At 54.3% G+C, this 21,168-nt stretch carries 14 protein-coding genes; 7 read left to right on the top strand and 7 right to left on the bottom strand.

The window, feature by feature from the left end; all coding sequences use genetic code 11:
- Positions 1 to 4 precede the first annotated feature (4 nt).
- From glgA to glgB, 3 genes are all read right to left on the bottom strand, one after another.
- The gene (gene glgA / locus OOJ59_RS26630; RefSeq protein ID WP_004197677.1) at positions 5 to 1,438 is read right to left on the bottom strand and encodes a glycogen synthase GlgA; all 1,434 of its coding nucleotides are present in this window, start codon (positions 1,436 to 1,438) and stop codon (positions 5 to 7) included.
- Positions 1,439 to 1,527: 89 nt separating this feature from the next.
- Positions 1,528 to 2,811 carry a glucose-1-phosphate adenylyltransferase gene (gene glgC, locus OOJ59_RS26625; RefSeq protein ID WP_015632388.1) on the bottom strand — a complete coding sequence of 428 codons (1,284 nt, stop codon included), beginning with the start codon at positions 2,809 to 2,811 and terminating at the stop codon, positions 1,528 to 1,530.
- A gap of 129 nt (positions 2,812 to 2,940) precedes the next feature.
- Positions 2,941 to 5,133, bottom strand: coding sequence for a 1,4-alpha-glucan branching enzyme (gene glgB, locus OOJ59_RS26620; protein ID WP_004099052.1), 2,193 nt, complete (start codon positions 5,131 to 5,133; stop codon positions 2,941 to 2,943).
- Positions 5,134 to 5,550: 417 nt separating this feature from the next.
- Between glgB and OOJ59_RS26615 the strand changes: the two genes are divergently transcribed.
- Together OOJ59_RS26615 and OOJ59_RS26610 are read left to right on the top strand one after the other, a co-directional pair.
- Positions 5,551 to 6,474, top strand: coding sequence for an IS5-like element IS903B family transposase (locus tag OOJ59_RS26615; protein ID WP_001118616.1), 924 nt, complete (start codon positions 5,551 to 5,553; stop codon positions 6,472 to 6,474).
- A gap of 300 nt (positions 6,475 to 6,774) precedes the next feature.
- Positions 6,775 to 6,975: a hypothetical protein gene (locus OOJ59_RS26610; RefSeq protein ID WP_022631502.1), complete on the top strand. Its 201-nt coding sequence runs from the start codon at positions 6,775 to 6,777 to the stop codon at positions 6,973 to 6,975.
- 529 nt (positions 6,976 to 7,504) lie between these two features.
- Here OOJ59_RS26610 and OOJ59_RS26605 read toward each other — a convergent pair.
- Positions 7,505 to 10,402 carry a Tn3-like element Tn5403 family transposase gene (locus OOJ59_RS26605; protein WP_023307208.1) on the bottom strand — a complete coding sequence of 966 codons (2,898 nt, stop codon included), beginning with the start codon at positions 10,400 to 10,402 and terminating at the stop codon, positions 7,505 to 7,507.
- Between the two features lie 94 nt (positions 10,403 to 10,496).
- Between OOJ59_RS26605 and OOJ59_RS26600 the strand changes: the two genes are divergently transcribed.
- Both OOJ59_RS26600 and OOJ59_RS26595 read left to right on the top strand, forming a co-directional pair.
- The gene (locus OOJ59_RS26600; RefSeq protein ID WP_000509966.1) at positions 10,497 to 11,102 is read left to right on the top strand and encodes a recombinase family protein; all 606 of its coding nucleotides are present in this window, start codon (positions 10,497 to 10,499) and stop codon (positions 11,100 to 11,102) included.
- Between the two features lie 72 nt (positions 11,103 to 11,174).
- Positions 11,175 to 11,324: a hypothetical protein gene (locus OOJ59_RS26595; protein ID WP_176564481.1), complete on the top strand. Its 150-nt coding sequence runs from the start codon at positions 11,175 to 11,177 to the stop codon at positions 11,322 to 11,324.
- A gap of 167 nt (positions 11,325 to 11,491) precedes the next feature.
- Here OOJ59_RS26595 and OOJ59_RS26590 read toward each other — a convergent pair whose 3' ends face one another.
- Positions 11,492 to 14,179: a cation-transporting P-type ATPase gene (locus OOJ59_RS26590; protein ID WP_016241527.1), complete on the bottom strand. Its 2,688-nt coding sequence runs from the start codon at positions 14,177 to 14,179 to the stop codon at positions 11,492 to 11,494.
- A 50-nt stretch (positions 14,180 to 14,229) separates the two neighbouring features.
- Positions 14,230 to 14,661 carry a universal stress protein gene (locus OOJ59_RS26585; RefSeq protein WP_016241528.1) on the bottom strand — a complete coding sequence of 144 codons (432 nt, stop codon included), beginning with the start codon at positions 14,659 to 14,661 and terminating at the stop codon, positions 14,230 to 14,232.
- 524 nt (positions 14,662 to 15,185) lie between these two features.
- On the opposite strand from OOJ59_RS26585, the gene OOJ59_RS26580 reads away from it, so the two are divergent.
- From OOJ59_RS26580 to OOJ59_RS26570, 3 genes are all read left to right on the top strand, one after another.
- Positions 15,186 to 16,271 (top strand): efflux RND transporter periplasmic adaptor subunit, encoded by a 1,086-nt coding sequence (locus OOJ59_RS26580; RefSeq protein ID WP_016241530.1) that lies wholly within the window; start codon positions 15,186 to 15,188, stop codon positions 16,269 to 16,271.
- The gene (locus OOJ59_RS26575) at positions 16,271 to 19,327 is read left to right on the top strand and encodes an efflux RND transporter permease subunit (protein ID WP_094543548.1); all 3,057 of its coding nucleotides are present in this window, start codon (positions 16,271 to 16,273) and stop codon (positions 19,325 to 19,327) included. Before OOJ59_RS26580 ends, OOJ59_RS26575 begins: the two co-directional genes overlap by 1 nt.
- A gap of 192 nt (positions 19,328 to 19,519) precedes the next feature.
- Entirely contained in the window at positions 19,520 to 20,443 is a 924-nt protein-coding gene (locus OOJ59_RS26570) for an acyltransferase (RefSeq protein WP_024196075.1), read from the top strand.
- A 7-nt stretch (positions 20,444 to 20,450) separates the two neighbouring features.
- On the opposite strand, the gene pagP is transcribed toward OOJ59_RS26570, so the two are convergent.
- The gene (gene pagP, locus OOJ59_RS26565; protein WP_045270086.1) at positions 20,451 to 21,026 is read right to left on the bottom strand and encodes a lipid IV(A) palmitoyltransferase PagP; all 576 of its coding nucleotides are present in this window, start codon (positions 21,024 to 21,026) and stop codon (positions 20,451 to 20,453) included.
- Between the last annotated feature and the right edge of the window lie 142 nt (positions 21,027 to 21,168).

The raw sequence follows: 21,168 nt of genomic DNA, 5'->3' as shown, positions 1-21,168 counted from the left end.
GCAATTAAATAATACGCTGATACAACTGGTGGAAAGACTTAGCGGCAATTTGCCAGCTAAAATCCATGCTCATTGCCTGACGTTGCACGTACCGCCACAGCGATGGACGGGACCACAGGACAAAGGCCCGGTGGATGGCATGTAATAGTGATTCAGTCTCGCTGTCGGTAAACACAAATCCGCTCGCGATCCCGTCAGCAAGGTTTTCGAGCGAACAGTCGGCGACGGTATCCGCCAGTCCGCCGGTGCGACGAACCAGCGGCAATGTGCCGTAGCGAAGGCCATAGAGCTGGGTCAGACCGCAGGGTTCAAAACGGCTGGGCACCAGGATGACGTCGGCGCCGCCAATCATCTGATGCGACAGCGCCTCGTCGTAACCGATCCGGATACTCACCTGCCCGGAGTATTGCGCCGCAGCGGCAAGAAAACGGGCCTGCAAATCCGGGTCGCCGGATCCCAGTAGCGCCAGCTGCCCTCCCTGCGCAATGATTCCCGGCAGTGCGCCAAGGAGCAGATCCAGCCCCTTCTGGCTGGTGAGCCGGCTCACGACGGTGAACAACAGCGCCCGGCCGTCCTCCTTCAGCCCCAGCGTCGTCTGCAGCTGCTGCTTGTTCTTCGCTTTCTCAGCCAGCGAGTTCCGGTCGTAAGGCGCAGCCAGCAGCGGATCGCGGCGCGGATCCCAGATGCTTTCGTCGACGCCGTTAAGGATCCCCGACAGTCGCCCTTCCCGCTGACGTTGCCGCAGCAACTCTTCCAGACCGAACGCGTACTGCGGTTCGGTAATTTCACGGGCATACGTCGGGCTGACGGTGGTGATATGGTCAGCGAAATAGAGGCCCGCCTTAAGGAAGGAGATCTGTCCTTTAAACTCCACCCCATGCATCTGGAAGAATGACCACGGTAAAGCGATCTCCGCCATATGCCGGGCGAGGAACAAGCCCTGATAGGCAATGTTGTGCACCGTAAACACTGACCTGGCGGGGTTGCCGCGGGCGGCCAGATAAGCCGGCGTGAGGCCCGCATGCCAGTCATGGGCGTGGACGATTTCAGGCCGCCAGAACGGATCCAGACCGCCAGCAAGCTCAGCCGCGACCCAACTCAACAGCGCGAAACGCAGGACGTTATCGGGATAATCCTGCATCTGCGGGTCATGATAAGGATTACCCGGTCGGTCATAGAGATGCGGGGCATCAATCAGATAGATGCCCACGCCGTTAAAGTCGCCAAACAACAGCGTCATCGGCCCGGCGAAGGTCTCCCTGCTGGCCACCACCTGCGGTTCCCCTACTCCGTCGCGGATCGCGGGAAACCCCGGCAGCAGCACGCGGGTATCCACGCCCTCGGCTATTTGCGCCGCCGGGAGAGCACCGGTCACATCAGCCAGCCCCCCCGTTTTCAACAGAGGGAACATCTCCGCTCCTACATGTAAAACTCGCATGGATGCTCCTTAATTATTCAGGCATGAAGGCGACGCGATGCCAATGACGGCAATCACAGCTGCGGCAGCTTTTATTTCCGCCAACGGCTTCATAGTTCAAGTCGGTTCAGCATTTCTTTGGTAACCAGAACGATGCCTTCTTCCGAACGATAAAAGCGTCGCGCATCCTCAACGGCATTTTCGCCAATCACCGTCCCCTCCGGAATAACGCATCCCCGGTCGATCACGCAGCGTCTTATCCTGCAGGAGCGACCGACCCAGACGCCCGGTAATAAAACCGACGAATCAATATTACAGAACGAGTTAATCCGAACTCTGGAAAATAGAACCGACTGCACCACCACCGAGCCAGAAATAATACAGCCGCCGGAGACCAGAGAATTCATGGTCATGCCATGACTGCCGGAACGGTCCTGAACAAATTTGGCGCTGGGCAGCGATTCGACATAGGTACGGATAGGCCAGTTACGGTCATAAACGTCCAGCTCTGGCACTACTGAGGCTAAATCCAGATTCGCTTTCCAGTACGCCTCCAGGGTTCCGACATCGCGCCAGTATGGCTCGGCATTATTATCCGACTGAACGCAGGAGCGCGGGAACGGATGCGCATACGCTTCACCTGCCGCCGTTATCCTGGGAATAATATCTTTGCCAAAATCATGGGTGGAGTGTTCATCCCGATCGTCGTCTTCCAGCAGCTGGTAGAGATATTCCGCATCAAACACATAAATGCCCATACTGGCAAGCGAGCGGGTTTCATCGCCAGGAATGGTGGGCGGATTAGCCGGTTTTTCAACAAATTCAATGATTTTGTCATTCTCATCCACGGCCATGACGCCAAAAGCGCTTGCCTCTTCAACCGGGACCGGCAGGCAGGCCACGGTACAGCGCGCCCCTTTTTCAACGTGATCGAGCAGCATCCGCGAATAATCTTGTTTATAGATATGGTCCCCGGCCAGAATAACGACATATTCCGCATCATAGCGGCGGATAATATCCAGATTCTGGGTCACGGCATCCGCCGTCCCCCGATACCAGTTCTCACCATGCACCCGCTGCTGCGCCGGTAATAAATCCACGAACTCATTCATTTCTTCGTTAAAGAATGCCCAGCCGCGTTGAATATGCTGCACCAGTGAATGGGACTGATATTGTGTAATGACCCCGATACGTCTTATTCCGGAGTTAATACAATTCGATAAAGCAAAATCAATAATTCTGAATTTACCGCCGAAATGCACCGCAGGTTTTGCGCGAATAGTGGTCAGGTCTTTTAATCGTGTGCCACGTCCGCCGGCGAGGATCAGGGCCACGGATTTAAGCGGTAACTGGCGCGACAGCATTAAGTTGTCAGTATATTCAAGTTTACTCATAATAATGTCCTGCTATTAAATAAAAGCCATAAAAGAAAATAATGAAGAAAAAGCCTCACTCTTCTGCAAAATAATTCAGAAGTGATCACCTCCGGTAATAAGTCAGCTGCAATAAATCAGCTGCGCGTTTTATTGCCCTGCAGATTCCCGTACCAGCCAGATTGTCGCCAGCGGCGGCAGAGTCACCGACAGCGAATGCTCCCGACCGTGGCTGGCGATCGCCTCGCTTGCCACGCAGCCGCCGTTGCCGGTGTTGCTCCCGTGGTAGTGCATCGAGTCGGTGTTCAGCTCTTCACGCCAGCGCCCCGGCTGGTTAATCCCGAAGCGATAGCCGTGACGCGGTACTGGCGTGAAGTTGCTCGCCACGATTATCTCGTTCCCGGCTTTATCGCGACGGACAAAGATAAACACCGACCGTTCATGGTCATCCACAACAAGCCATTCAAAGCCGTAGGGGTCAAAATCCAGTTCGTGCAGTGCCTTATGGTGGCGATAGGTATGGTTCAGATCGCGCACCAGACGCTGCACCCCGTGATGCCAGTTGTCGCCCCCTTCCAGCAGATGCCAGTCGAGGCTGGCGTCGTGGTTCCACTCCCGCCCCTGGGCAAACTCGTTGCCCATAAACAGCAGCTTTTTACCGGGGAAGGCAAACAGCCAGCCGTAGTAGGCGCGCAGGTTGGCGAACTTCTGCCAGGCATCGCCAGGCATCCGGTCAAGAATCGATTTTTTGCCGTGAACCACTTCATCGTGTGACAGCGGCAACACGAAGTTTTCGGTGTAGTTGTAGAGCATCCCGAAGGTCATCTTGTCGTGATGATAACGACGATAGATGGGATCGAGCTGCATATAGTCGAGGGTGTCATGCATCCAGCCGAGGTTCCATTTGAACCAGAAGCCAAGACCGCCCGTCGAAGACGGTCGTGTAACCCCGGCGAAGTCGGTGGACTCCTCCGCCATCGTGACCGCTCCCGGCGTCTGCTCACCGAGCACACGGTTGGTATTGCGCAGAAATTCAATCGCTTCGAGGTTTTCCCGGCCGCCGTACTCATTGGGCACCCACTCCCCCTCTTTGCGGCTGTAGTCGCGGTAGATCATTGACGCAACCGCATCCACGCGCAGGGCGTCGATCCCGAAGCGTTCAATCCAGTACAGCGCGTTCCCGACCAGAAAGTTGCTGACTTCACGGCGACCGTAGTTGTAGATCAGCGTATTCCAGTCCTGGTGATAACCTTCTCGCGGGTCGCTGTGTTCATACAACGCGGTGCCGTCGAACGATGCCAGCGCAAAGTCATCCGACGGGAAGTGGCCCGGCACCCAGTCGAGGATCACGTTCAGACCCGCGGCATGGGCAGCATTCAGGAAGTAGCGGAAGTCTTCACGGGTACCAAAACGGCGGGTCGGCGCGTACAGCCCGGTGGGCTGATAGCCCCAGCTGCCGTCGAACGGATGTTCGTTTACCGGCAGCAGCTCCAGATGGGTGAAGCCCATCCACTTCGCGTAAGGCACCAGCTGGTCCGCCAGCTCGCGGTAGCTGAGCCAGAAATGGTTATCGGCGTGGCGGCGCCACGAGCCAAGGTGCACTTCATAAATCGAAATCGGTGCATCAAACTGGTTGGCCTGCTGACGGGACTGTGGCTGTTCGACCTTTTCCGGCATGCCGCAGATAAGCGACGCGCTTTCCGGGCGCATCTGTGCCTCAAAGGCATACGGGTCGGATTTCACCCGCAGGTGGCCGTGGGCGTCAATCAGCTCGAACTTATACAGCTGGCCGTTATGCGCGCCGGGGACAAACAGCTCCCAGATGCCGGACTCTTTGCGCAGACGCATCGGGTGGCGGCGGCCGTCCCAGTAGTTGAACTGTCCGACCACCGACACACGACGGGCGTTCGGCGCCCAGACGGAAAAACGCGTCCCGGTGACGCCGTCCATGGTGTCGGCATGGGCTCCCAGCGTCTCGTAGGGCCGCAGATGAGTCCCTTCAGCGAGCAGCCAGGCATCAAGCTCCTGCAGCAGCGGGCCAAAGCGATAGGGGTCGTCAATCAGGTTTTGCTGACCGTGCCAGGTGACGGCCAGCTGGTAACGAAAAGGATTTTTCCGGCGCGGCAGAACGCCGCTAAAGAACCCGCGTGTGTCGAGGCATTCGAGTTTACCGACTTTGCGCCCGGTTTTCGGTTCAATCACCCATACATCGGTGGCATCGGGTAATAATGCGCGCACTTCCAGACCCGCATCGGTTGAGTGCATGCCAAGCACGGAAAATGGATCGGAACAATGACCTGCGAGAAGTGCGGAGATCGCACTTTTTTCATTATAATCAGACATGGCAGTCACCCTACTATCATCCTGCGGAAAGAATTAAAACGCCTCTTCCTGCTTTATTGATCCGGTAATATTCCGCTGCATGCTACGCATCGAAATATCAACACGTTATTCCAGAGCCTTAAGACATGTCGGTTGTCCACAAATAGAGAGTGATTAACCTCCTGAGAAGTGAGTTAAATGCGCTGTACGACTTCTGTATTATCTGTCTTCAGAATAATTACTCCTGATTTTCTTTCTGTGAGTAAACACTCATTTCTATATTAATGGGGAAACTAATTTTTATTTCGTCACGAATGATGAGTTTCCTTCTGCTGAATTCGTCAGATCGTATATAAAAAAAGGCTTTGTTGAATAAATCGAACTTTTGCTGAGTTGAAGGATCAGATCACGCATCTTCCCGACAACGCAGACCGTTCCGTGGCAAAGCAAAAGTTCAAAATCACCAACTGGCCCACCTACAATAAAGCCCTCATCAACCGTGGCTCCATAACTTTCTGGCTGGATGATGAAGCTATTCAGGCCTGGTATGAGTCAGCAACACCTTCTTCACGAGGCAGACCTCAGCGCTATTCTGACCTTGCCATCACGACTGTGCTGGTCATTAAACGCGTATTCAGGCTGACCCTGCGCGCTGCGCAGGGCTTTATTGATTCCATTTTTTCTCTGATGAACGTTCCGCTACGCTGCCCGGATTACAGCTGTGTCAGCAGGCGGGCAAAGTCGGTTAATGTCAGTTTCAAAACGCCCACCCGGGGTGAAATCGCACACCTGGTAATTGATTCCACCGGGCTGAAGGTCTTCGGTGAAGGCGAGTGGAAAGTCAAAAAGCATGGCCAGGAACGCCGCCGTATCTGGCGTAAGCTGCATCTCGCCGTTGACAGTAAAACACATGAAATCATCTGCGCTGACCTGTCGCTGAACAATGTGACGGACTCAGAAGCCTTCCCGGGTCTTATCCGGCAGACTCACAGAAAAATCAGGGCAGCATCGGCAGACGGCGCTTACGACACCCGGCTCTGTCACGATGAACTGCGGCGTAAGAAAATCAGCGCGCTTATCCCTCCCCGAAAAGGTGCGGGTTACTGGCCCGGTGAATATGCAGACCGTAACCGTGCAGTGGCTAATCAGCGAATGACCGGGAGTAATGCGCGGTGGAAATGGACAACAGATTACAACCGTCGCTCGATAGCGGAAACGGCGATGTACCGGGTAAAACAGCTGTTCGGGGGTTCACTGACGCTGCGTGACTACGATGGTCAGGTTGCGGAGGCTATGGCCCTGGTACGAGCGCTGAACAAAATGACGAAAGCAGGTATGCCTGAAAGCGTGCGTATTGCCTGAAAACACAACCCGCTACGGGGGAGACTTACCCGAAATCTGATTTATTCAACAAAGCCATAAAAAAATAAAACATACGCCTGATGACAGCTCAATCATTCTGGGTTGCAACTTCATGGCAGCATTTACCTCCACCAGACGGCCTGACAGGCGGATTGCGGCGGCAGGAAACGCCCTAAAGTACAAAATCTGCGGCTGGCCTCACAGTTTTCGCGACTCTGCAGGAGAATATCGAGAGGCTGGGCCATACTGAAAATAGCAGAGCATAAACCTTACTCTTCATGGCGATTAAAAGGGAGGAATATGCAGGCAATACACCACGTAGAAAAGTTTCATCCAAAAGATTTTGATTTTATTGCATTAAGTCTGGCCCAGATGAACTCACAAGGGCGGAAAGTGGACGTTGAACAGGTCACCGGCAGTATGAATGATGCATGTAAATCCCGGTTCCTCGACAGCTACCGCTACCATCTCAATCTATTTGTCGAAAAATCACCAAGTTGACACAACAGGCCGGATAGCATAATCCGGCCTGTTCATTATTGTGTTCCGGCAACATCTCTGTGAAGGCAGATAACACCCCCAGATGGGGTTCACGACTTTGCAGAAAAAGTATTTTTCCACCCTGCTCCTCATTACCAGTAAGAGACGTTGTCAGTCGCTGATGCACGTATCGGTGTATACCCCTGCAAATCACATATCTTTTTTCCGCATGCTGGTTCCCCGGTCAGCAGACTTATCTATGGTGATAAAAATTACTAATGAGACATGCGAAATAAAAAATTAATTTTATGACTTAAATTCGCTGTATTCGGGCATCACCTAAAACCCCTGAAATGTTATCAAATGGTTAAATAATATGATTTAAAACCACCATTAATTAACATTTTATTTTGTCTTCCCCCATCAATCCCTCATGATTTAACACAAAATCAACATAAAAAATCATGAATTTTAACATTAATGTGCATAACTCACAATTACGTAATCCTGACTTCCTGGGGTCGGTTCCGGCTGAGGGCGAAATGACACCCTAAGCTTTCGGTTCCTTGGGCCAAAGATATTCGCCAGTCAGTAGAATGTGCGCCCAGCCCAATGGGGATATGTGGGGAAGAAATTCAGGGGGAACATCCAACCCTTCGTTCCGCCGCTCCGTGACGGCATGACCAAGATGGACGGTATTCCAGTAAATGATCACCGCAGTCAATAAATTGAGCCCAGCGATTCGGTAGTGCTGCCCCTCTGTCGTGCGATCGCGAATTTCCCCCTGCCTCCCGATACGGAGCGCATTTTTGAGCGCATGGTGGGCCTCTCCCTTGTTAAGACCGATCTGAGCACGCCGCTGCATGTCCGTATCCAGGATCCACTCAATAATGAAAAGGGTCCGTTCAATACGACCAACTTCACGAAGCGCAACTGCAAGGTTGTTTTGTCGTGGGTAAGAAGCGAGCTTGCGCAGGAGTTGGCTGGGCCTGATTTTGCCAGCGGTCATCGTCGCGGCACAACGGAAAATATCAGGCCAGTTCGCAACGATAAGATCCTCCCGGGCTTTTCCACCTACCAACTTGCGTAACTCCCTGGGGGTCGTATCGGGATTAAATACGTACAACCGCTTCGATGGCAGATCCCTGATTCGCAGAACGAGATTGTAGCCGAGCAGGCTACTGGCTCCGAACAAATGGTCGGTGAATCCTGCTGTATCGGCATACTGTTCGCGAACATGGCGACCGACCTCGTTCATCAGTAGTCCATCGAGAATATACGGTGCCTCGCTCACGGTCGCCGGGATCGACTGACAAGCGAATGGCGCGAACTGGTCGCTTACGTGAGTATACGCTTTGAGGCCGGGAACAGAACCATATTTGGCATTGACCATGTTCATGACTTCGCCATGCCGCGCTGTCGGGAAAAACTGACCATCGCTCGATGCTGACGTGCCCATCCCCCAGACGCGTGACATCGGCAGTTTACCCTGCGCGGCCACCACAATTGCCAATGCCTGGTTCATGGCTTCGCTTTCAACATGCCAGCGGGCAAGGCGTGAGAGCTGCCAGTAATCATGCGTGTTTGTAGCTTCCGCCATCTTACGCAGGCCCAGATTGAGCCCTTCAGCGAGCAGGACGTTGAGCAGACCGATCCGGTCGCGACATGGAGCCCCGGTTCTCAGATGGGTAAACGCATCTGTGAAACCAAGGGCTGCATCAACTTCAAGCAGCATGTCGGTAATCCGAACGGACGGCATTCGGCGATACAGATCCAGTATGAGTGCCTCGGCACCATCCGGCACGTCTGCTGTCAACCTGTCGATCCGCAACGTTCCATCTTCTATGCTACCGTGCGGAATAGTGCCGTTACGGGCAGCCCGGGCCAGCCGCTTAAGAGCGATCGTGAGTCGCGCCTTTCTGTCTGCCAGCCAATCCTGTGGGTTGGAAGGCACGGCCAGTTTTGCATTTTCCTGCGCCGCGATCATCGGCACCAGTACCTGCTTGAGGTCACCATAGCGGCGCGAATGAGCGAGCCAGACATCTCCGGAACGAAAAGCATCCCGGAGGTGAAAGAGTACCGCCACTTCCCAAAGACGGGTATCTCCTTTTTCCTGAGCTCGTAAATGACGGTTCCATTTGGAGCTGGGCCGCAGGAAACGCCTTTCTGGCGATGCAACACCTTTCATCTCTCCGATCGACAAAGCTGCTGCTACCAATGGTCCGGCGACCGGCGCGGCTTCGAGCTTCAGACAGCGCAACATGCGGGGCGCATAACGACGAAAGCGATGGTATCCCTGCCCGACATATGCAAGAGGCTCATCGGCTAGCGTGTTGCTGAGTTGAGTCCCTGTCGCTACCAGTTGAGCGAGCCGGTCCCATGCAACCGAACTGGCGACAGCCATCTCCAGCGGGGTTCCGTCACTGCGGGCCTCAAGCAACGAAGCTCCCAGCGCGGTGAAGGTACGGATCGTATCCGTGAGTGTGGCTTTAGAGCCGGAAATTGTTTCGTCATGCTGGCGCTTCGCTTCCCGCCAGGTTTTTCCTACGATCCTGTCATGGGTTTCGACTATGGCATCAGCAATCGCCGCTTCCCACTCCACAACACAGACGGCAAGGATCGCCCAGCGGCGGTCCGAAGTGATGTCACGCAAACCGTCGGTGAAGTAGCGTTCACCCTGCCGACGCAGCCGGGCAATGCGATGGGCAGGTATGCTGGCCAAAGCACTATGATTGATATTCAGGGTACGCAGAAATTCGAGCCTGTCGAGCAAACGGTTAGCAGCAGCCGAGTTGTTACCAACCTCGAAGTTGCGAAGCCAGATGAAACGACTGATATTGCCGGCGAGCATTTCACTCAGAAGTTTGTCCAGGTGATCGCGAACATCCGCTGTTAAATTTTCCGCAATCCGCGTTTCAATCCGCCGCTCAGCGGCGACCAGAGCATCCGCGCACAAGCGCTCGATTGTCGATACTGCGGGCAGAATGGTGGAAGTTTCCCGACACCGCACAATAAAACGATGAGCAAGATCCTCGTTTGATCTGGCATCTTCGGCCTGGCCGAAAGTCCACTCCCGCAGATCACGGGCACCACGGCCCGTGAAGGTCTTGTAGCCGTAAATTTCGCGCAGCGTGTCCATGTGCTGCTGACGGGTTTGGCGCCGTGTGGCATAAGTGAGAAGCGCATCAGCCGGAACTCCAAGCTGAGCACCGACGAAGGAAAGGACTTCACGCGGGATCATCTCACCAGGAGCCAGTGCACGGCCCGGATATCGTAAGGCACAAAGTTGCAGGGCAAAGCCAATCCTGTTTTCCGGTCTGCGGCGCTGCCTAATGTTTTCCAGGTCATCATCGCCCAGCGTGTAGAACTTCAGTAGCGACAGTTCGTCCGTGGGCAGATCGAACAGCGCTGCTCGCTGCCGTTCGGTGAAAATATGGCGTCGTGACATACAAATTCGTCCCTTTTGAAGTATAGTCTGTTTTGGACAACAGCCAGCCCATATAAATCAGGGCGTTCCGATACAAAAATCCAGGAGGGTTCAATTGGGACATCGTGCCGCCATTTACTGCCGGGTTTCAACAGCGGATCAGTCTTGTGAACGCCAGGAATTTGATCTGCGAGCCTTCGCCGGCCGTGCCGGCTACGACGTGGTGGGAATATTTAAGGAAACAGGTTCAGGAACTAAACTCGACCGGGCCGAGCGAAAGAAAGTCCTGGCGCTTGCCCAGTCCAGACAAATTGATGCAATCCTGGTCACTGAGCTTTCCCGGTGGGGGCGCTCGACGCTCGATCTGCTCAATACGCTACGTGAACTGGAGAACTGGAAGGTTTCCGTGATAGCCATGAATGGAATGGCGTTCGATCTTTCGTCGCCGTATGGACGAATGCTGGCGACGTTTCTTTCCGGCATTGCGGAGTTTGAGCGGGATCTCATCAGCGAGCGGGTCAAGTCAGGCCTTGCTGTTGCGAAGGCACGTGGTAAGAGGCTTGGTCGTCAGGCCGGAGTGCGACCAAAATCAGACCGACTTTTGCCTAAGGTGGTTGCGATGAGGGCCGAGGGACGCAGCTATCGCTGGATCGCACGCGAGCTCGGTATCAGCAAGAATACCGTCGCTGACATCGTGCAACGACACAGAGCTAACGCTTAGGGTGTCATTTCGCCCTCAGCCGGAACCGACCCCTTCAAGCGTCATGAGTGGGATTTCACTGAACCAAAATATGTGGATTTCCCGTCACGCGGTATTTTCCATGTGCAGGTCGGCGGCGGTGCCACCACTGGCGTGGTGAGCGCGGTCAATAACAACAGCAGCAGCTGGATGCGCGCGAAGCTGGCGGCCTATCGTAATAACCCGGTTAAACTCAAAGATTGATCGATTAAGATCGTGTTCTTTGTCTGAAACGGAAAAGCCGACGCGTTATGCGTCGGCTTTTGTTTTTTGGTTTTCCACGGTGGCGGCGCGCTGCGTCTGTCCGGGCTACCGATTATGCGGCTGTCTGGTAGCCCGGACAGGTGCGCAGCACCGCCTCCGGGAATGACTCAGGCCGTGCGCCACTTGCGCGTCAGCGGCTTCTCAATTTCCACAATCAGGAACATCACAAAACCGATAATAAAGGTGATCACCCAGTAGCGGAACGGCAGCGCTTCGGTACCGAACAGCATCTGCATAAACGGCGCGTAGATAATCAGCAGTTGCAGCACCAGCAACACGCCGCTGACAATCCAGATACCCCGGTTCGCCAGCAGCCCTTTGCTCAGTGAGAAACCATCCGCCACCCGGCAGTTGAGCATATAAAACCACTGTGCGGTGACCAGCGTCTGCAACAGTACGGTGCGGATAAACTCAGGTGAGTAGCCTCGCGGCTGTAGCCAGGCCTCCAGCACAAAGGCGCTCACGGCGATCATCGAACCGACAAAAATTACCCGCCAGATGGCAAAGCCGTCCATCGCATGCAGCTTAGGATCGCGCGGCGGACGGCGCATGATGTTCTTTTCACCGGCTTCGAACGCCAGACCAAACGACAGCGTGGCCGACGTCGCCATGTTCATCCACAAAATCAACACCGGCGTCAGCGGAATCAAATTCCCCGCCAGCAGCGCGATAATGATTAACAACCCCTGCGCCAGGTTGGTTGGCATAATGAACAAGATCGTTTTCTTCAGGTTATCGTAAACCCGCCGCCCTTCCCTGACTGCACTGGCGATGGTGGCGAAGTTATCATCGGTCAGCACCATATCAGCGGCCTCTTTGGTCACTTCGGTGCCCTTGATGCCCATCGCGATACCAACATCGGCCTGCTTCAGCGCCGGGGCGTCGTTCACCCCATCACCGGTCATCCCGACCACCTCTTTCCTGCTTTGCAGCGCCTGAACCAGACGGAACTTATCTTCCGGACTGGTACGGGCAAAAATATCGAATTTCTGCGCCGCTTCACTCAGTTGGGTATCGTCCATCACCTCCAGCTCGCGCCCGGTAATGGCGTTCCCGGCGTTGCCGATCCCCAGCATCTTGCCGATACTCATCGCCGTTTGCGGGTGGTCCCCGGTGATCATCTTCACGCGGATCCCCGCCTGCAGGCAGTCGCCGATAGCGGTAATGGCCTCTGGTCGCGGCGGGTCCATCATCCCGGCGATCCCTAACAGAATGACGCCATGCTGCAAATCCTGATGGGTGAGTTCGGTTTGCCCGTCAGCCGCCGGTTTCCACGCTGCCGCCACCATGCGCAGCCCTTCCCGCGCGTACTCTTCAATTTTCGCTTCCCAATACGGCTGGTCCAGCGGCTCCAGCCCATGGTCGGTTTGCTGATGCTGACACAGGCGGAACAGCACATCTGGCGCACCGGTAATTAAAATCGTCTCCTCATTGCCGATGCGGTACAGCGTTGACATATATTTGTATTGCGAATCAAAGGGGATCTTACTGCGCAGTTCGGTGCTCGCCGGCGAAAGCGTCACTTTCGCCGCCAGCACCTTCAGCGCCCCTTCCGTAGGGCCGCCAGTGATTTTCCACAACCCGCTTTCATCTTTGATTAGCTGGCTGTCGTTACACAGGTCGATGGTGCGCAGATAGCGCTCCAGCAGCGTGCCCGGCGCGACGGTTATCGGGTCCGGCTCATCGATCGGGTGAATATTCCCCACCGGCTCGTAGCTGTCCCCTTCCACCCGATAGACTTTATCGGCGGTGATAACGGCCTTAACCGTCATCTCGTTCATGGTCAGCGTCCCGGTTTTATCCGAGCAAATAACCGTCATCGCCCCTAGCGTTTCGACCGTCGGCAGCTTGCGGATAATCGCCTTCTGCCGGGCCATGGTTTGCACGCCAAGCGAGAGGATAATCGAGATAATCGCCGGCAGCCCTTCCGGTACCGACGCCACCGCCAGGCTAATCAGCGACAGCATCAGTTCAGAAACCGGCATATCGCGGAACAGCAGGCTAAAGACGAATAGCGCAGCCATCATCACCAGAATGATGATAAAGATGGCTTTGCCGAGCTTATCCATCTGCACCAACAGCGGAGTACGGTGTTTCTCGATATCCGCCATCATCTGGTTAATGTGGCCCAGCTCGGTATCGCCACCGGTTGCCACCACCAGGCCTTTGCCACCGCCGGAGCTTACCGTGGTGCCTGAGAACAACAGGTTCGTCCGGTCACCCAACGGCAGTTCGCCGCTAAGCGCTTCGGTACTTTTCTCCACCACCGTTGATTCACCGGTCAGAATCGCCTCTTCCACCCGTAGGTTATGCGCTTCGATAACCCGCAGGTCTGCTGGAATGCGGTCGCCGGCGCGGATCACCACGATATCGCCGGGAACCAGCGCCGTGGTCGGAATGGTTTCATGATTCCCCTGACGAACCACCACCGCTTCGCTGGAGAGCATATTGCGAATGCTCTGGAGCGATTTTTCGGCGTTACTCTCCTGAATATGACCAATCAGGGCGTTGATCACCGCCACGCCGAGGATCACCAGAGTATCGACCCAGTGGCCCATCACCGCCGTCAATAGCGCCGCCGCCAGCAAGACGTAAATCAGCACATCATTAAAATGCGCCAGAAAACGCAGCCATGCCGGTTTACCCGCTTTTTGCGGTAGCGCATTTTCACCGTACTGCTGTAAGCGCGCCGTCGCTTCAGCGCTGCTGATGCCATCGGGAGTGCTGTTGGTGCTGGTCAGGGTTTCATCCACGGAGAGCTGATAAAACGGGCCGCCCGGTTTTTCTGTATTCATAGTTATCTCCTCACTCCTGTAACGGAAATCAGGACAGCCTCAGGCTGCCCTTAGCGCACCACAAAAACCGGCACATGGGCATAACGCACGATACTTGCCGCCTCTGAACCCAACAGATGGGTTTGAATATTGGGATTGCGTGAGCCAATGATCACCACATCCGCCTTCAGTTCATCTGCCAGTTTCGTCACTTCATCGCGGACGTTGCCGCTGCGAATATGAATCTGGACATCGCTTTCCTTCAGAGAGAGTTTATTGATGAGTTCAGCGAGTTTTTCTTTTGAATTATTAACCAGATAGTCTTCCATTTTTCGCGCATCGGAAATAAATCCGCGCGTCAGTGCAGGAGAAAATGTCGGGATGACGTTGAGTAAATGAATCTGCCCGGAGGAGCTTTGCGCGAGGAATTGAGCATGGGACAAAGCCTTGTCCGCAAGGCCGGTTTCAAACACATCAACCGGGACGAGGATATTTTTATACATAGAGACAATCCTTTTATTACCTATAAAAAAAGGTGGTGAAAACAGCGCAGACAATGGCGCTGAGGAAGAAATCTCGATTCGAAGTATGATGGGTATAATTAAACGTAGCACACGGCGATTAACATTATTAAGATGCCAATTAATATATTGAAAAATATCACAGACTCAGTCGACCTCAGACAATTCAACTGAAAACCCAGCAAAATCGTCAACATTACCGCAAATTTTACTCTTTTTAACATTTCCTTTTTTCAACGACTATGCTCATTATCAGAGGCCTGCGCGCCTCTAAAAACCATTCAACAATTATGTAGATAAGAATCTACTTAGCACAAGGTTGATACCAGAGGAGGAGCAATGTTCGGCTACAGCCTGTTTCGCCTGAGCCTGTTTATTGCCCTGGCAATAATCGCCTGTACGGCTTCCGGGTTATTTACCTATTTAGTGGTCTCAGCGCTGGCTGAATAAAGCCGGCATTTGTGAAAAATATGTAAAATAAAACCTTTAGCACCGAGGGGAATACAGTGAACCGTTATTTTTCTCTCATTCCCGTTGTTATTTTAATAACAACGGCTTGCGATCAGAAAGCACCGCAAGTTACCCCGCTGCCGCGGATGGTAAAAGTTGCGGATGTCGTCGCCATTGGTGATTCACAGCAGCGCATTTTTCCTGCCCGTATTGAATCCGGGGATTCTACCGATCTGTCGTTCAAACGCGGCGGACAGATTGAATCCCTTGATGTGCGTCAGGGAGCCAGTATCTCTCAGGGGCAAGCGCTCGCCCGGCTCAACGCCCGGGAAGCGCAGCAACGCGTCAACGAACGGCAGACCGCAGCAACCCTCGCTCAGCGGCAGTTCGACCGCTTCCAGACGCTGGCCGGTCGCCAGGCCATTTCAAAAGCGGAAATGGATATCCAGCGGGCCAACCGTGATTCCGCCAACGCTGCGCTAAAAATCGCCCGCGAAGAGCTAAGTCAAATGACGCTCACCGCGCCGTTTAGCGGTATTGCCGCCAGCGTCCCGATCCGTAATCACCAGGTTGTCGCCGCCGGACAGCCGATCGTCACCCTGACGCGAACCGATCTGCTCGACGTGGTGTTCAGCATTCCGGAGAATCTTTTTACGACTATTGATATCCGCAATGCGCAGTATCGTCCGGTGGTGAAAATCAACTCTATGCCGGACCGTCAGTTCACCGCCGAATATAAAGAACATACCGGTAGCAGCGACAGCAACACTCTGACCTGGCAGATCATTTTAACCATGCCGCGCCCGGCCGATTTTCCGTCAGTGGGCGGCGTGAGTGGGACCGTGACGGTCAATCTGGCAAACCTGCCCGCCAGCGCGGGCGATAAAGCCGTCGTGGTGCCGGTTGAAGCGGTATTTAATCCGGATAATCGCCAGCGCAATGAGCCCCACGTCTGGGTAGTTAAAGGCGAAGGCGAACAGCTACAGCTTGAGGACAGAAAAGTTGGCGTCGGCCAGGTCACCTCTCAGGGAGTGGTCATTACCGAAGGGCTTAGCGTCGGCGAGCGCGTCGTGGCGGCAGGCGTCAGTGAACTGCATGCGCAGCAACCGGTTCGAATCTGGACGCGTGAACGAGGTTTGTAATGGATATCTCTCGTCAGTTTATTAACAACCCGATTCGCGTCTGGCTGACTATTTTACTGCTGGGCATCGGGGGTATTTTCGCCCTGCTGAATATCGGTCGCCTGGAAGACCCGGCGTTTACCATCAAGACCGCCGTGGTCATCACCCACTATCCGGGAGCCTCGGCGCAGCAGGTTGAGGAAGAAGTCACCCTGCCGCTGGAGAACGCGCTGCAACAGCTGCCCTATCTGGACAACGTCAGCTCAATTTCCTCCAATGGTCTGTCGCAAATCACCGTCAATATCGCCTCGAATTATCACTCCAGCGAGCTGCCGCAAATCTGGGATGAGCTGCGCCGTCGGGTAGGAGACGCCGCCCGGATGTTCCCGCCCGGCGTGGCCTCCCCCTTTGTGAACGACGATTTTGGCGATGTCTTTGGCTTCTTCTTTGCTATCTCCGGCGAGAGCTTTACCAACCCTGAGCTGGTCCGCTACGCCGAGCAGCTCAGGCGCGAACTGGTGCTGGTTCCCGGCGTTGGCAAAGTCGCTATCGGCGGTGCGATCCCACAACAAATCAATATCGATATCTCGCTGGCAAAAATGACCGCCCGCGGTATCACGCTCAACCAACTGGCGGCAATCCTCAGTCGCTTGAACGTAGTGTCTAACGCCGGTGAGATTAAATCCGACAGCGAGTCAATTCGCCTGCATCCAACGGGGGAGTTTGAAAATCTCGACGAGCTGGGCGATTTGTTAATCAGCCCGCACGGCTCAGGTTCAGCGACGCGATTGCGCGATATTGCCACGCTATCGCGCGGACTCAGCGAATCTCCTTCCAGCATTTATCACGCTAATGGCCGCCAGGCGGTCACTATGGGGGTGTCGTTTATTCCCGGCGTCAACGTCATTGACGTTGGTCGCGCGCTGGAAAGCAAACTGGATCAGATGTCGGCGGAAAAACCGGCAGGGATCAAAATTGACCTGTTCTACGACCAGGCTGCAGAAGTGGCTCACTCGGTGAACGGCTTTATCACTAACTTCCTGATGGCACTGGCCATTGTCGTCGGCGTGCTGCTGATCTTTATGGGCGTGCGCAGCGGTATCATTATTGCCCTGTCGTTAGCGCTTAACGTGCTCGGTACGCTGCTGATTATGTATCTGTGGGGCATCGAGCTACAGCGTATCTCGCTGGGGGCGCTGATTATCGCCCTGAGTATGCTGGTCGATAATGCCATCGTCATCGTCGAAGGGGTACTCATTGCCCGCCAGCAGGGGTCGACGCTGCTCACGGCGATTAATTATGTGATTCGCCGCTCGGCGCTGCCGCTGCTGGGGGCGACGGTGATTGCTATTCTCGCCTTTGCGCCGATTGGCCTGTCGCAGGACTCCACCGGAGAATACTGCAAATCACTGCTCCAGGTGCTGCTGATTTCACTCATGCTGAGCTGGTTCTCAGCGTTAACCATCACGCCAGTACTGATTAAATGGTGGCTGTTCAAAGGGCAACAGCCGCCTGCTGAAACCTCGGATACCGACCCCTACAGCGGGCGCTTTTATCGCATTTATCAGCAGATTCTGCACACCCTACTGATGCGCAAAGCGATCACCCTGACCGTCATGGCGGCGCTGCTGGCAGCTTCAATATGGGGATTCGGCTCGGTGCGGCAGAACTTTTTCCCCTCATCGAACACGCCTATCTTCTTTGTTGACCTCTGGCTTCCCTATGGCACTGATATTGCGACAACCGAAAAGATGGCCAGCGATATTGAAACCTCGATTAACGGCCAGCCGGGCGTTGTCACCACCATCGCCACCGTTGGTCAGGGCAGTATGCGTTTTATCCTCACCTACAGCGGGCAACGGCAATACAGCAACTACGCGCAGATCATGGTACGCATGGACGACCAGCGCAGTATTAACGCTCTGACGCAGCATGTTGACAGCTATATTGCGCGCAACTATCCGCAGGTTAATGCCAGCAGCAAACGCGTGATGTTCGGCCCTTCCGGCGATAGCGCCATTGAAGTGCGCATCAAAGGCCCGGATCCCGACCGCCTGCGCCTGCTCGCCAGCCAGGTGGGCGATATTCTCTCCGCAGACCCGGCCACCGACGGCGTGCGCAACGACTGGCAGAACCGCAGCAAGGTTATCCGCCCACAATATTCCGCCAGCTTAGGCCGCGAACTGGGAGTAGATAAACAGGATATCGATAACGCGCTGGAGATGAATTTCTCTGGTAGCCGTGCGGGACTCTATCGCGAAGGGGCTGACCTGCTGCCGGTGGTGGTTCGCCCACCAGCCGCCGAGCGCCAGGATGCTAACCACCTGAATAATGTGCTGGTCTGGAGCCAAAACCGCCAGCAGTATATCCCGCTCAGTAACGTGGTCAGCGGCTTTAATCTCGAGTGGGAAGATCCTTTGATCCTGCGCCGCGACCGCAGCCGCGTACTGACCGTGCAGACCGACCCCGATCCGCTGAGCAATCAAACCTCAGGCGATATTCTGGCGCGCGTGAAGCCGCAAATCGATGCCCTCGCCCTACCGCACGGCTACAGTATTGAGTGGGGCGGCGACGCGGAGAATTCCCGCGAAGCGCAGCAGGGGTTGTTCACCACCCTGCCGCTGGGTTACCTGGTGATGTTTGTTATCACTGTGCTGATGTTCAGCTCGCTGAAAAACGCGATCGCTATCTGGCTGACGGTGCCGCTGGCGCTGATTGGCGTAACGCCAGGCTTTTTGATTACCGGTATTCCTTTTGGCTTTATGGCATTGATAGGCTTGCTTAGCCTGAGCGGGATGTTGATTCGTAACGGCATCGTGCTGGTTGAGGAAATTGAGCAGCAGAAGCAGGAAAAAGCGCAGCAGGAAGCCATTATTTATGCCGCCACCTCGCGTCTGCGCCCTATTCTGCTGACCGCCTTCACCACCGTTCTCGGTCTGGCCCCTTTATTATTGGATGTCTTCTTCCAGAGTATGGCGGTAGTTATTATGTTTGGTCTGGGTTTTGCTACTATTCTGACGCTGCTGGTTCTGCCAGTGATTTACGCCTGTTTCCATAATAAGAGCCTATCCCAGTAGGCGTATATTGTTGCAGCCAGTTTGGGCACGGACAGCGCGCAACAACCGAAGCGTACACGCAGTACGTGAGGCTTGTGAGCACTGCCCAGGACCAAAATGGCAAATAAAATAGCCTAATGGGATAGGCTCTAAGGATATGAAGCCACAATAATGAACAGTACCGGATTAAATATTATTAAAACGCTGGGATGCATGACGGCGGTGACCTTCTTCACCATTTATAACACCCGGGATCACTATGATTACGACTATCACTGGATCCTCGGTTTTCTGACGTTTATTTCGACCATAGCCACGCCGCTGTTTTTTGTGGTGGCGGGCTATCTGGATTCGCAGTCACGGCACGATGCGCAGTGGCAAATGGGTAAAATCAAAAGCGTAGTTATCGTCTTCCTGTTCTGGATGACAGTGTACTATCTCTGGGAACCCTACCAGCGCGGTTATCTTATCCAGCCGTGGTTTGTTTTTGCCTTTATTGTGATTTACACCTTTCATCCGCTTATCGAGTGGCTCAGCCAGCGACGCAAGCTATTTTTCGGCGTGGTATTTGCGCTGCTGTTGCTCTCATATGGCTACGATCTGCTGTCCGCGCTGTATCCTGATGTTCATGCGCTGAGCCTGGCCCCGCAGTACCGTTTGTGGACCTGGCTGCTGTTTTACCTGACCGGCCAGCTGTTCAGCGATCCGCTGGTCGCCAGTTGGCTGACCCGCGAGAGAGTGGTGAAAGGCGCGATGATCGCCATTCCGTTTATTTATCTCTTCACCTGGTTTTACGAGCGCCATTTCTTCTTCGCCCTGTTTAAGGCTGACAGAAATGCGTTCATTCTTACCGGATCACAAATTTATATTTTGGTGGTGGCGCTGGTGATTGCCGCCAACGGCGTGCGGTTTCGTAAAAACAGCGAGTTTAAAGAGACCATTCTGGCGACTATCAGCAAAACGATGACCGGCGTCTATATTCTTCACTACTCCGTTTTTCATCTGCTGACCGCGCTTATCCCAATTAGCTCGCTGGGAACCAAGTTAATGCTGATTGTCCTGACGTTCATCGCCTCGGTGTTAATTTCAATGCTAGCGCTGTCCAATTCGCTGGTGAAAAAGGTGATTACGATTTGATGCCCTCTTAAAAACCGTAGCGCAGCCACGCAAACAGCACGTTGCCGTTATTGTAGGTGCCGGGAATATAGGTGAACTGCACGCTCAGGCGGCGATAGCTGGCGGAAAAGAGCGGCAAAATAATCGGTAGCGGTACGTAGTTGGCGAAGTCTTCTCGGGCGGTGATCCCGGCGGTCACCCCAAGCCCCAGGCGAAAATCGCGACTACTGTCCAGATACCAGCCCTTCTCCCAGCCGTAGCCGATAATCGGCTGCCACTCGTTGTGCGAATCCTTAAACATCATCGCGTAGAGTGAGCTCCAGTTACCTTCTTCGTTATATCTTGAGACACCAAATCCCCCGCCCCACGGCATCTCATTGTAGTTATCGGTTTTCTCTTTATCGTACATAAAGCGGTTGTGCCAGCTGAGAAATGGCAGATACAGGTCGTAGTTTTGCGGCTGATTCCAGGTTTGCGAGACATCGTCTTTTAGCCAGTTCCACCAGCCGCTGACGCGTTGTTCGCCATAAACCTTTGTTTCCGCCTGTACCGCAAAGGCGAAAATAAACAGAGTTCCCCACACTATCCGCAGACAACGTCGCATTGTTTTATCCTTAAAGGGGTCGTCTCAGAATTCGGAAAATAAAGCACGCTAAGGCGTAGTCACCCCGTGACTCCCCCGCGCCGATGCAGCGAGCTTCGTTCCGTCTTGCAGTGACGCAATCAGCGGGCAGGAAACGTTCCCT

The sequence above is a fragment of the Citrobacter sp. W9 genome (assembly GCF_026719375.1).
Lineage (GTDB): Bacteria > Pseudomonadota > Gammaproteobacteria > Enterobacterales > Enterobacteriaceae > Citrobacter > Citrobacter werkmanii.
Note: the sequence above shows the minus strand (reverse complement) of the source record. Positions and strands in the feature narration are given on the sequence as shown.

Bases quoted from the DNA above. Each gene is read 5' to 3' on its own strand.
- OOJ59_RS26590 (WP_016241527.1), bottom strand. From the start codon at position 14,179: ATGAATACAGAAAAACCGGGCGGCCCGTTTTATCAGCTCTCCGTGGAT.
- OOJ59_RS26575 (WP_094543548.1), top strand. From the start codon at position 16,271: ATGGATATCTCTCGTCAGTTTATTAACAACCCGATTCGCGTCTGGCTG.
- glgA (WP_004197677.1), bottom strand. From the start codon at position 1,438: ATGCGAGTTTTACATGTAGGAGCGGAGATGTTCCCTCTGTTGAAAACG.
- glgC (WP_015632388.1), bottom strand. From the start codon at position 2,811: ATGAGTAAACTTGAATATACTGACAACTTAATGCTGTCGCGCCAGTTA.
- OOJ59_RS26610 (WP_022631502.1), top strand. From the start codon at position 6,775: ATGCAGGCAATACACCACGTAGAAAAGTTTCATCCAAAAGATTTTGAT.
- OOJ59_RS26585 (WP_016241528.1), bottom strand. From the start codon at position 14,661: ATGTATAAAAATATCCTCGTCCCGGTTGATGTGTTTGAAACCGGCCTT.
- OOJ59_RS26570 (WP_024196075.1), top strand. From the start codon at position 19,520: ATGACGGCGGTGACCTTCTTCACCATTTATAACACCCGGGATCACTAT.
- pagP (WP_045270086.1), bottom strand. From the start codon at position 21,026: ATGCGACGTTGTCTGCGGATAGTGTGGGGAACTCTGTTTATTTTCGCC.
- glgB (WP_004099052.1), bottom strand. From the start codon at position 5,133: ATGTCTGATTATAATGAAAAAAGTGCGATCTCCGCACTTCTCGCAGGT.
- OOJ59_RS26605 (WP_023307208.1), bottom strand. From the start codon at position 10,402: ATGTCACGACGCCATATTTTCACCGAACGGCAGCGAGCAGCGCTGTTC.